The organism is Thermomonas sp. (genome assembly GCF_025993755.1).
Lineage (GTDB): Bacteria > Pseudomonadota > Gammaproteobacteria > Xanthomonadales > Xanthomonadaceae > Thermomonas.
Window position 1 is genome coordinate 1 of sequence record NZ_JAMQHN010000014.1, and the last position, 12,096, is coordinate 12,096.

Annotated in this window: 8 protein-coding genes and 1 pseudogene; 2 read left to right on the top strand and 7 right to left on the bottom strand. The window is 66.2% G+C overall.

What is annotated here, in order from left to right:
- From Q0X16_RS00965 to mtgA, 3 genes and pseudogenes are all read right to left on the bottom strand, one after another.
- Positions 1-119, bottom strand: a pseudogene (locus tag Q0X16_RS00965) (histidine kinase); the annotation flags it as partial.
- A complete protein-coding gene (locus Q0X16_RS00970) occupies positions 94-1,140 on the bottom strand; it encodes a glycosyltransferase family 2 protein (protein ID WP_297829694.1) in 1,047 nt (348 codons plus the stop codon). The gene Q0X16_RS00970 and the pseudogene Q0X16_RS00965, both read right to left, overlap by 26 nt.
- Positions 1,141-1,183: 43 nt before the next feature.
- Positions 1,184-1,939 (bottom strand): monofunctional biosynthetic peptidoglycan transglycosylase, encoded by a 756-nt coding sequence (gene mtgA / locus Q0X16_RS00975; RefSeq protein WP_297829697.1) that lies wholly within the window; start codon positions 1,937-1,939, stop codon positions 1,184-1,186.
- A 156-nt stretch (positions 1,940-2,095) separates the two neighbouring features.
- Here mtgA and Q0X16_RS00980 point away from each other — a divergent pair, with 156 nt between their 5' ends.
- Both Q0X16_RS00980 and Q0X16_RS00985 read left to right on the top strand, forming a co-directional pair.
- The gene (locus Q0X16_RS00980; protein ID WP_297829699.1) at positions 2,096-2,992 is read left to right on the top strand and encodes an Hsp33 family molecular chaperone HslO; all 897 of its coding nucleotides are present in this window, start codon (positions 2,096-2,098) and stop codon (positions 2,990-2,992) included.
- Positions 2,993-3,155: 163 nt separating this feature from the next.
- A complete protein-coding gene (locus tag Q0X16_RS00985) occupies positions 3,156-4,025 on the top strand; it encodes a hypothetical protein (RefSeq protein ID WP_297829709.1) in 870 nt (289 codons plus the stop codon).
- A 157-nt stretch (positions 4,026-4,182) separates the two neighbouring features.
- On the opposite strand, the gene Q0X16_RS00990 is transcribed toward Q0X16_RS00985, so the two are convergent.
- The 4 genes from Q0X16_RS00990 to Q0X16_RS01005 form a co-directional block, all read right to left on the bottom strand.
- Entirely contained in the window at positions 4,183-5,745 is a 1,563-nt protein-coding gene (locus tag Q0X16_RS00990; RefSeq protein ID WP_297829701.1) for a tetratricopeptide repeat-containing sulfotransferase family protein, read from the bottom strand.
- A 7-nt stretch (positions 5,746-5,752) separates the two neighbouring features.
- Entirely contained in the window at positions 5,753-7,381 is a 1,629-nt protein-coding gene (locus Q0X16_RS00995; protein ID WP_297829703.1) for a sulfotransferase, read from the bottom strand.
- Between the two features lie 88 nt (positions 7,382-7,469).
- The gene (locus Q0X16_RS01000; RefSeq protein ID WP_297829705.1) at positions 7,470-10,592 is read right to left on the bottom strand and encodes a TonB-dependent receptor; all 3,123 of its coding nucleotides are present in this window, start codon (positions 10,590-10,592) and stop codon (positions 7,470-7,472) included.
- A gap of 177 nt (positions 10,593-10,769) precedes the next feature.
- The coding region (locus tag Q0X16_RS01005) for a phosphoenolpyruvate carboxykinase (GTP) (RefSeq protein WP_297829707.1) at positions 10,770-12,096 on the bottom strand (1,327 nt) is incomplete at its 5' end.

Genomic DNA, 12,096 nt, shown 5'->3' on the forward strand with positions numbered 1-12,096 from the left:
AGCAGCGCGCCGACCCGGCGCTCGGCCATCAACCGGATCGCGTCGATCACCGCGGCATCCGGGGCGATCGAGAAAACATCCGCGGGCTTGCCTTCAAGCAACTGTCGTACCGTGCGCATCGCAAACCTCCTTGCCATCGCCCGGGCCGGGGGGCGAACCCGGGGAACGATCCGAGGATAGCGCGTTTGCCGGCTGCCAGGCATCCACCAGATACAGCGGCCGCTGCTTGGATTCCTCGTACATCCGACCCAGGTACTCGCCGATGGTTCCCAGCGCCATCAGCTGCACCCCGCCGAGGAACAGGATCACCGCCATCATCGTCGGCCAGCCGGCCACCGCATCGCCCCACAGCAACGCCTTGCCGACCACGACCAGCCCGTAGCCGAAAGCCAGCGCGGCGGTGGCGAAACCGAGATAGGTCGAAAGCCGCAGCGGCGCGGTGGAAAACCCGGTGATCCCTTCCAGCGCGAAGTTCCAGAGCCGCCAGATGCCGAACTTGCTGCGCCCACCCGAGCGCGGACCGCGTTCGTAGGGGATGGCGACGCGGTTGTAGCCAATCCAGCCGAACAGGCCCTTCATGAAGCGGTGGCGTTCGCGCAGGCCGCGCAGCGCCGCAAGCGCCCGCGGCGAGAGCAGGCGGTAGTCGCCGGCATCGCGCGGAATCGGCGTGCGCGACAGCAAGCCGATCACCCGGTAGAAGCCATGCGCGCTGGCGCGCTTGAACACGCCATCGCCGGCACGCGCGACGCGCATTCCGTACACGTCGTCGAAACCCTCGCGCCACTTCGCCACGAATAGCGGCAACAACTCCGGCGGATCCTGCCCATCGGCGTCGTGGACGACCGCGGCGCCGCGTTCGACCCGGTCCAGCCCCGCGGTCAGCGCCGCTTCCTTGCCGAAATTTCGCGACAGCCGCAGCAACGACGCCCGGGACTCGTCGCGCGCAAACGCCTGCAGCAGCGTCCAGGTCGCATCCGTGCTGCCGTCGTCGACGAACAGCGCACGTGCGGCCAGGCCTTCCCCTTGTGCCGCATCGAGCGCCGAGCAAATGCGCGGAAGCAGCCGCGGCAACGCCTCCGCCTCGTTGAAGGCGGCGATTACCAGGGTCAGGCAACGGTCTTCGGGCGCGATGTCGGGCATGCGCGGAAGTATGCCCCGTGGGAGCGCCCCATGGGCTCAACCGCTAATCCAGCGAACGCAGATACCCCACACCGCCGATCAGCCGCATCTGGCGCTGGATCGAGGCCGCCCGCCGCGCGACGTAAGGCCCCGGCGCGGCCGCACTGTAGCGCCGCGGGCTGGGCAGCACCGCCGCCAGCCGCGCTGCCTCGGCGGGCGTCAGCCTTGATGCATCCTTGCCGAAGAACCGCCGCGACGCCGCCTGCGCGCCATACACGCCGTCGCCGAATTCGGCGACGTTGGCATAGACCTCGAGGATGCGCCATTTCGGCCAAAGCGCCTCGATCAGCGCCGTGTACCAGACTTCCAGCCCCTTGCGCAGCCAGCGCGTCGGCCCGGCACCCTGCCACAGGAACAGGTTCTTGGCGGTCTGTTGGCTGATAGTGCTGGCGCCGCGCAGGCGCTTGACCTCGGTACCGCGCCGCTGCGCCCGCTCGACCATCTTCTGGTTGTGCGCCTGCGCCCGCTTGATCGCATCCAGATCAAAGCCGTGATGGCTCGCGAAGTTCTGGTCTTCGGCCGCCACCAGCGCCACCGGCAGGTTGGGCGAGATCGCCTTCAAATCGCGCCAATCGTTGGCAATGCGGAAGCCGGGGTTCCCCGACAAGGCCTCGCCCAGCCAGCGCTCGACCATGAACGCCGACAGCGGTGGGTCGATGAAACGCAGGCACAGCACCTGCGCCACGCTCAGCGCCACGAACAACAGCGGCAGCTTCCACCAGAACCCGCGCAGCCGCCGCCTCCACCTGCCTTCCGCCATGCCCTGCCGCCCGCCCTTCGCCCGACCAGTCCCGGATTATCCTCTGCCGGGCATCATCCGTCCGCGCCGCGTCGACGTTTTCAGCGCGCCCCAATCCCGTTTCCCCGGTATCTTCATGCACGGCGGCGACGGGCCGCACACCGGGACCCCTTCGCCTTGGACCAGAACAACGACGTCCTGCTGCGCTTCCTCCTGCCCACCGCCGGCGTGCGCGGCGCGATCGTTCGCCTCGGCGCCAGCTGGCGCGAGCTGGCCAGCCACGGCGCGCCGGATCCGGCCAGCGCCCGACTGCTGGGCGAAGCCTGCGCGGCGGCTGCGCTGCTTTCGGGGCACGTCAAGGTCGAAGGCCGGCTTTCGATCCAGCTGCGCGGCGGTCCGATCGCGACCCTCTTCGCCGAAGCCACCGTCGCCGGCACCCTGCGCGGGATCGTCCGGCTCCGCGACGGCGCCACGGCGCCGACATCCAATCTCACCGCCCTCGGCGAAGATGCGCTGCTGGCGATCACCGTCGAGAACCCCAGCCCCGGCGGCCGCGACCCGTCCCGCTATCAGGGCCTGGTGACACCCCAGGCGGCCCGCCTCGACCAGGTGCTGGAAACCTATTTCTCCCAGTCCGAACAGCTGCCCACGCGCCTGCATCTGGCCTGCGACAACGCCGCGGCCGCCGGACTGCTGCTGCAGAAACTGCCCGGCGGCGAGGACGATGCCGACGGCTTCCGGCGCGCCAGCATCCTGCTGGCCACCCTGCGCGAGGACGAACTGCTGGCGCTGCCGCCACGCGAGGTCGTCCGCCGCCTGTTTCACGAGGAAGCTCCGGACCTGCTCGGCGAGGCATCCCTGCGCTTCGGCTGTTCCTGCTCGCGCGAGCGGGTCGCCGACGTGTTGCTGGCGCTGGGCCGCGCGGAAGCCGACGCCGCGGTGGCCGCCGGTACCGGCACGGCCACGATCGGCTGCGAATTCTGCGGCCGGACCTACCGCTTCGATGCCGGCGCCATCGCCGAACTGTTCGCCCGCCACGCCAGCGCGCTGCCGGGAGCGCCGGGGGTGCAGTAGGCGTCTCCGTGCCCCATCCGAATGCAGGCCCCGAGGGGCTGAACGGAGGACAACCCCCGCCACCGGGGCCGCAAGCCGAACTTGTTAAATAATCATGAATCCACTATGCTGCGGGCAAGCCGAACTGGAACTTTTCGACCGCTTTCGGGTCGATCACACCAGCATGACCCTGCGTCTTCTGCCACTTGCCGCTGCAACACTTGCGCTGGCCTTCGCCAGCGCCGGTGCGCACGCGCAAAATGCGCCGGCTGGACACGCAGGGGCTCGCGCCGTCCCGATCCTGAACAAGGACAGCGGCAAGCTGGAAGCCGTGCTCTATCTCGAACCGGCAACCTCCAGTTTCGGCACCGGCGCACGTTGGCGCTTCGGCGACACCACCCTTGAGGCCACCTACGGCCTGCAAAGCGGCGATTCGCTGGCCTTGCTGTGCGACCGCCAGAGCGGTCTGGTTCCCGCCATGGGCCAGCTGGCCAGCAATTGCGTGCTAGCCGCGCTCGAACCGGATCGTCCTGGCGCTGCGCTCAGCCGGCGGACAACCGCAGGCGTGAGCCTGGCGCGAGGCGCCAACCGCGTCGGCGTCAACTTCGGCAGCGGCCGCGACGTGCTGCCCGCGTGGATCGCCCCCAGCCAGATCGGCGGCGCCCGCTACAGCCAGAACGATTTTTCCCTGTTCGCCGAGCGCGCCATCAGCCGCGAAGGCTTCGTCAGCGTCGGCGGCACCGTCGCCCGCGCGCGGCTGGTTCCGGCCTCCGCGGTCCCGCAGCTGGCCGACCAGTGGAACAGCCGCAGCCTCCGCATCAGCGGCGGCTACGGCGACTTCAGCGCCAATATCGTCGGTCGCGTCGTCAACGTTCCCGGCACCAGTTCGGTCTGGAAAGGCGTCGGCCTCGGCCTGACCTGGCGCACCCCCTGGAACGGCCAGCTCACCGTCGGCGCCGACAACGTCGTCACGCACGGCAAGAACCCGTTCTCGCCAGGCGACTCCTCGGACGACGGCGCGGTGCCTTACGTGCGGTATCAGCAGGATCTTTGACTGACTGCATCGGTCGTTTCGCACGACCGCCCCGGAGTTTCAGGTTTTCATGGATCCATGGCCGTTTCGGCCCATGCTCCGGCGTTAGCGCGTCTACCTCGTGCGCAATCCAGTCGCCTTGGCCTCTTGCGGAGAGTCCAAGGCACCGTCGATTGGATCAGCAGTGCCCCGACTGCTCCAGAGCATTCAGCATTGGTGCCAGGTACGTGGCGTATCTCTTCCACGAATCGACGTGGCGTGCGCTGACGCCGTCGCGTATCTGAACGGAACTCGCCGTCGCGACGCTGCCTTGCCCACCGACCTTGCCGGCATCGGCTCGCGCGGGAAGGCCGAGCGTATTCCGCAGATCCCCGACGACCTGCGCCGGCGACTGCACGAACGCTTCGTAATCAACGAAGGCAACCCGTGGCGAATTCGCCGATTCGACCACCTTCATGAGCCGGTCGAAACGCGCATACTGGCGCGCCACTTCCAGCATGTCATAGCTGTAATAGTAGGACGCTGCAAACCACTCTTTCAGGTTGGAAAAACAGGTATCGGCAGCGCCACGCCGAACGACGAGCACCCTCGCCTGCGGAAGCGCACGCAGGATGTGGCCGATCGCAAGATGGTTCTCCGGCCACTTGTCGACATAGAATCCGCGCCCCTGCGCACACCACTGTGTATGCTCCAGATAGCGCCGTCCCAGCAGACCGGCATCGCCAGCCTGCATGACCCGCAGCAAAGTTCCGTCAAAGCGATACGGGCCCGGTTGCTGCGTGACCCATCGCATCTGCACGGCCAGGTCGCGCAGTTCGCCTGCGCTGGCAGCGTCCGCATGCGCGCACAGATGCTGTTCGATCACGGTCGTGCCCGTACGCGGCATGCCGACGACGAAGACCGGGGCAGCCGCATCGCTCGATTCCGATTGCGGCTCCACGCGCACGTAAGAATCGATGCTGGCCGTGGCCGCGGCATAGAGGTCGTCCATCTGCGCATCGTCGTGTGGCACCTGACGCCTGCGCAGACGCATCGCTTTTTCCAGCGCCCCCCAGGCGGAAACGCGCTGCTCGTCGCGGTCCAGCTCGTGGAACAGCGCGTACCAGAGCAATGGCGCGTCCTGGTGCCCTTCATCGACGGTCTTGAGCAGATCGCGAAGTCGATCGATCCGCTTGTCGCGGGTGGCAGCATCCCCCAGTTTCGCCAGCGCCCAGTGCGCGGACGCAAGTTTCGGATCTTCGACAACGCTGCGCTCCAAGGCTTCCAGCGCCTCATCGAGTTTGCCCGCATACATCAGATTCAACCCGAGCAGGTACTGCATCGCCGGCGCGTCGGCCATGCCCTTGAGCATGGCGCGCTGGACCAGGGGCAGCGCCGCATCGGGCAGCATGCGATCCGAAAACATCTTCCCCGTCTCGGCCAATGCTCCGGCGGTCGGATTTGCCTGCGCCAAGGCATTGGCACACGCCAGCGCAGCCCGCACCTCGCCGAGCCGGAGCAGCAGTTTGCACAGCATCTCCAGCAGGCCGGCATCGGAGTAGGCCTTCGCGAACGCCTGAAGAGCGTGGCCGGTGGCCCCGCGCACGTTGCCCGCCCGCTGATCGGCCATGCTCAGCCGCAGGTGCGCATACGGCGCAAGCGTCCGGTCCTCCAGCAACGCCTCGTAGGCCGCGCGCGTCTGCTCCAGGCCTTCGCTACCGGCGAGTCGCTCGGCTTCCTGCCATTGCTTCATCGGATCCATCTATCCCTCACCTTCCATCGACATTCCCGCCAGACTCCGCACCCGGTTCGGGCTCGCCCGGAACGAACGCCCCGCATTGGCCCAGAGCATCGATCAACGGCTGCAGGTGGCGCGCATAAGGCGCCCATTTCGGGGTCTTGCGCGCAACGATTCCCTGCCGCACCTGCACCGCGCTTGCGGTTGCCACGCCGCGATGCCGCGCCGACAGATCCAGCATCCGGGGCTGGAAGTCCAGTTCACAGAACGCGCAGACCCGACGCAAAACCGCCTCCGGATCCCGGGTCAGCTCCGCGTAATCCACGTCCAGCACCCGACCGGGCCAGCGTTCGTGCCAATGGCCCATCAGACGCCGATACTGGTTGTGGTACTCGGCTAGTTCCAGCTGATCGTAGGAGTACGGGTTGGCGTCCGAAAACAGTTCACGCAGATTGGAGAAGCAGGTTTCGACCGGATCGCGGACCATGTGCAGGATTCTGGCCTGGGGCAGCGACCGGCAGATGAAATCGATGTTGAGGAAGTTCGAGGGCAGCTTGTCCGTGAAATACGGCTCTTCCCCGAGCCGCCACTCCATCCTTTCGAGATAGCCCCTGCCGACTTCGTGGAAATCCACCGTTGCCGAGCGCTCGACGATCGTGGCGTCGATCACGCCGCGGCAATGGTGATCGGTGGCGTAGCGCATCTGGCTGGTGAAGTCGTACAACTCGCCGACGCCCTTGACCCGATCATGCCCATCAAGCAGTTGTTCCAGCAGGGTTGTCCCCGACCGATGCATGCCGACGATGAAGATGGGGATGCGCGCCGTTCCAGCCGATGCTGGCGCGTTCCCGGCAGCAGGTTCCAGCTTCGGCATCGAGACCAGCGCATCCACCAGCGCCTTTGTTGCACCGGTACTGTAGTTCACCATGGCGCGCTTTGACCTGCACGCCAGTTCGAGCGCGTCCCAGGCCGCCTCGTAATCCCCGATGTCGTTCAACTCATAGTGAAGCGCGTACCCGCACAAGGCATCGTGTTCGGGCTCGTTCCCGCGCAAACGCAGAAGCCGGCGGAGCGTTTCGACATGGTTGTGTTCGGCGGTCGACTTTTTCACCCGCGACAGATGCCAATAGACCGAAGGCAGTTCCGGCGCACGCTTGCGGCAGCGTTCCAGATCGGCGATCGCTTCCGGGAACCGTCCCGAGTAGATCAGGACCTGCGCGCGCGCCAGCAAGGTGGGCGGATAGTCGGGGTCGCCCTTGAAGGCCTCGTCCAGATAGGGAAGCGCTCTTTCCTGGAGGTTCAGATAGCTCATCTGCGCCGCGATCGTCAGCAGCATCCGGATGCCGATCCTGCCCAGGTCCGGGAATCCTTCGATGATCTCCATGATTGCGCCGGTTTCGTTGAAGGTACGCAGGCGCGAGAGCAATTCCATGACCACGTCTTCGCGGGTCGGGCGCAGTTCATGCACGCGCAGCGCGCACTGGCGCGCAGCGCGGTAGTTGCCGAGGTAGGACTCCACGTAGGACAGGTGCAGCAGGACAACCGGCTCGTCCGGTTTGATCGCCAACATCGCCGCCAGCGTTTGCTTTGCAGCAGGCCAGCTGCTGTCGGCGAACTGCCGCTGGGCGGTCCGCCAGAGTTCCATGAAGTTGGGCGGCATGCCGCATGATCCCATAGATGCCCGTCGCTGAAAAGAAAGCGGCCGCCCGGAGGCGGCCGCTGAACTGCAGCATGGTGTTGCGTTGCTATCAGAAGTCGTACTGGATCATGAAGCGCACCTGGCGCGGCGCCGTGTACCCGGTCGCCATCTTGTAGGTGCACTGGGCCTGGCCGGTGCCACCGCAGTTCGGGCCCTGGGTCGGGCGACCAACGGTGTCTTCGCCCGTCTCCGACACCGTGGTGGTGGTCTGCGTGTTGAAGACGTTGAAGACGTCCAGCTTGAACTGCAGGCCCTTCGCCCAGTTCGGCTTGTAGGCCACGTTCAGGTCCAGCGTCCGGGTCCACGGCGTCCGCCCGACGGTACCGCGCGGAATGACGGTGTGGCCGTTGTCGGCAGCGTTAGGCGTGTTACCGTACGGCTCCACCGGCATCCCCAGGTCGCAGGAGAAGTAGGAGTTGCCGTAACCGGATTCCCACCTGCTGCCGTAGAAGCCGAAGCAGTTGACCGGACGGCCCGACTGCACCAGCAGGTTGAAGCCGGCGGACCACTCATCCGTGAACTCGTAGTTGCCGAACAGCTTCAGGGTGTGACGGCGGTCGTTCGGCAGATAGCCGTAGGCGCCGATCATCAGCTCGGGGTAGTCGAAGTCCTGGGTGGTGCCGGTGTCGTCCTGGCCGATATCCGACTTCACGCCGCCTTCGGTGTTGCCCTTGCTCTGCGCATAGGTGTACGACCCCTGCAGGAAGAACCTGTCCCAGTTGCCCTGGAAGAACAGTTCCATCGCGGAATAGGTACGCTTGCCGCGCGGACCCTGGATCGATGCGCCGACGGGCATGCCCATCACGTTGCCGGCCTGCCAGGTGTCGTTGGCCCCGAAGTGGATCGTTTCCAGCACGCCGTCGCCGTTGACGTCCATCTGGTAGGTGTTGTCCTCGCCCGGGTTGTACAGGCGGCAGAACGGGAAGCCGGGGTTGTAGACCGCGACTTCGTTCGGCGCGGACCTGTCTGCCGGCGTCTGGAACGCGCCGTCTGCGATGCTGAACCCATGATCCACCGCCCACTGCAGGATCGGCCGGTAGTCGCAGGTATCGTCGATCGCGGCCTTCAGGTTGCGGTAGATGGCGCGCATGCCGAGGGAGACGTGCTCGTTGAGCTGGGCCTGGAAGCCCAGGATGAACTCGTCCTGGTACATCGGCTTGAGCGTGGTCGAGGCGATCGTCCGCGGGTCCTTGGCCACACCGAACTCGTTGTTCAGGAAGCGGTGCGTACCCGGGATCGGCGTCAGGCCGGTCGGGGCATCGGTGCCGTCATTGGCGACGCCGGTGTAGGTGAAGTACTCCTCTTCGAACAGCGACACCGAGGCGCCGCGCACGGCGACCGTTGCCGTCAGCGGCAGCGCGTAGCGGCCGGCGTTGCCGAAGACCTTGAACGAGGCATCGCCGAACACATCCCACGAGAAGCCCAGGCGCGGCGCGAGCTGGTTCTTGATCTCGACGTAGGCCTGGCCGTTGCCGTTGTAGTTCTTGAAGGTATCCCAACGCAGGCCGATGTAGGCCAGGAAGTTGTCGGTGATGCTCCAGCTGTCTTCGATGTAGTAGGCGCGCTGCTTGACTTCCACCTCGGAACCGGACATGAACCGGCGCAGGCGCACCCTGGTGTTGCTGATGTAGCGCCAGTACTGGCCGCCCGCGTAGGACTCGCCCGCCACCGAACGGAAGTCGTCGATGTCGATACCGCCGCGCAGCAGGTGGTCGCCCAGCTGCCATTCGGCGTCGATGCGGTACTGGTTGCGGCGATCGCCGGCGTCGACGCGACCCACGGTCGAAGCGAGAGCACAGCCAGTGCGGGAACCGCCGGTGGCAGCCTGATCCGCCAGGCTGCGCGCATCGATGACCAGGGGGCAGCCCGCCACCGCGCCGCCGACGTTGCCGGTGTACTCGGAGACGATGCCGCCGGACGACACGCTGTAGTTGTGGCGATTGAACTTGCCGGTGCCGGCCAGCGCGGTCAGGGTGAAGGTGTCGGTCAGGTAGCCGGTGTACTTCAGCACGTAAATGTCGCCGCCGCCGCTGTAGTGGTCGGTGCCCATGTAGGTGTTGGAGCGCGACGGATGGCCGTTGGCGTCGAAGTTCGTGTCGTAGTAGTCGGTCGTGGTGTCGCGCTTGTCCGACAGCCCGGTGAACTCGAGGATGTTGCTGTCGTTGATGTTCCAGTCCAGCTTCAGCAGCCAGTTCGGACGGTTGGTGCCGACATGGGTGTTGTTGCCGCCGACCAGGTAGCCCGGATAGGCATCGGACTTGGTGCGGCCGTACTGGATCAGCGCATAGGCGAACAGCTTGTCCTGCACCAGCGCGCCGCTGGCCCACAGGGCGGCGGTCCATTCGGTCGTCTCGTTCGCGGAGCGATCGGTGCGGAGGCTGCCGTCGGGGTAGTAGTAGCTGTGCCGCGTTCCCTCGAGGGAACCCGGGGTGTAGAAGAAGTTGCCGCCAGCGTGGAACTCGTTGGTACCGCGCTTGGTGATCTGGTTCAGGACACCACCGGTCGAACGACCGAATTCAGCGCCGTAGCCGCCGGTCTTGACCTGCTGCTCGGCGATGCCTTCGAACGGAACCTGCACGAAGTTCAGGTTCTGGAAGGTGTTGGTGATGTTGAAACCGTTCAGGTAGTACTGGTTCTCGGCGACCGACGAACCACCGAACGAAGCCAGGTTGCCGAACGCCGCGTCACCGCGCACGGTGCCGGGAGCCAGAAGCGCAACCGAAGTCGCGTTGCGCGGCACCGGAATCCGGGCAATCTGCTGCGCGGTCAGGATGGTGGTCGATTCGACGGACGAGGTGTCGATCGGGTTGATCGCGCCGGTTCCGAGGACGGTCACCGCCCCCAGTTCGGTGGCGCCGGCCCCAGTGAAGTCAACGGTGGCCGCACCGCCCACGTTCACGGTGACGGTACGCGGCGCTTCGCCGTTGCGCGACACCTGATACTGACCGGTCGACAGCTGCGAGAAGCGATAGCTGCCGTTGGCATCGGCAGTGAGCGTACGGGTGAAGCCCGTTGCCGGGTTGGTGACCGTGATGGTGTCGCCAGCCGCCGCGCGGCCGACGATCGCGCCCGCCGTGTTGGTCTGAGCCTGCACGCCGCCGATGAAGCACAGACCCAATGCAACGGTCAGAGCACTGCGCTTCAGGCCTTTGGCGAAATAGTTGGAAGCCATTTTTTGTAACCCCCTTAGGGATGGAGAGACTAGGAAAGGTGTACCAGTACGCCCGACCTGAGACGGCCTGACCTGCCGACTATAGACCAGACAACGATTCTTTAACAAGCCCCTCAGGGCGTATTCACAATTTTCTTTGCGTATTCAGGTTCGATGCAGCGTGACCGCCGGCACGTTTCACGCCGACAGATCGCGCGAAATGCGGGCCTGCTCGGCCGCCAGCGGCCCGGGCAGGCGCTCGCCGTAGCTGGCCAGGTACTCGCCGATGCCGGCGAATTCGGCCCGCCAGCCTTCCCGGTCGAAGCCCAGCAGCTTGCCTCTCGCCTCGTCCGACAGGGCAAGGCCGGCCAGGTCCATCTCGGATTCGACCGGCAGCAGGCCGATGGGCGTCTCCACCGCGCCGGCCTTGCCTTCCACGCGCGCCAGCATCCACTCCAGCACGCGCAGGTTGTCGCCGAAGCCCGGCCACAGGAACTTGCCGTCCTCACCCTTGCGGAACCAGTTGACGTGAAAGACCTTGGGCAGCTTCGCGCCCTGCTTGTCGAAGCTCAGCCAATGGGCAAAGTAGTCGGCGAAGTTGTAGCCGCAGAACGGCTTCATCGCCATCGGGTCGCGACGCAGCACGCCGACCGCGCCGGTGGCGGCGGCCGTGGTTTCCGAGCCCATCGCCGCGCCGACCAGCACCCCGTGGGTCCAGTCGCGCGCTTCGAACACCAGCGGCACCAGCGAGGCGCGGCGGCCGCCAAAGACAATCGCGGAAATCGGCACCCCGCGCGGGTCCTCGGTCTTCGGCGAATACGAGGGGCACTGCTTCGCGCTCACGGTGAAGCGCGAATTGGGATGCGCGGCCGGGCGCACCGCAGGATCGTACGGCTGTCCCTGCCAGTCGGTGACGGGCGTCTGGCCGTTGTCGATGCCTTCCCACCACGGCTGGTTGTCGGCTGTCACGCCGACGTTGGTGAAGATGGTGTTGGACTGGATGGTGGCCAGCGCGTTGGGGTTGGACTTCTTCGAGGTGCCGGGGGCGACGCCGAAGAAGCCGGCCTCCGGATTGATCGCGTACAGGCGGCCGTCTTCGCCGGGACGCATCCAGCAGATGTCGTCGCCGATGGTCCAGATCTTCCAGCCGGCGGCGCGGTAGCCCTCCGGCGGGATCAGCATGGCGAGGTTGGTCTTGCCGCAGGCGCTGGGGAAGGCGGCGGCGATGTAGTGGGTCTGACCCTGCGGGTTCTCGACGCCGAGGATCAGCATGTGCTCGGCCAGCCAGCCTTCGCTGCGGGCCTGGTGGCTGGCGATGCGCAGGGCGTGGCACTTCTTGCCCAGCAGGGCGTTGCCGCCATAGCCTGAGCCATAGGACCAGATCTCGCGGGTTTCGGGGAAGTGCACGATGTACTTGTGCTGGGCGTTGCAGGGCCAGGGCACGTCGGGCTGCTTGTTGTCGGTCAGCGGCATGCCCACCGAGTGCAGCCCGCGCACGAAATCGATGGAGTCGTTGTCCAGCAAG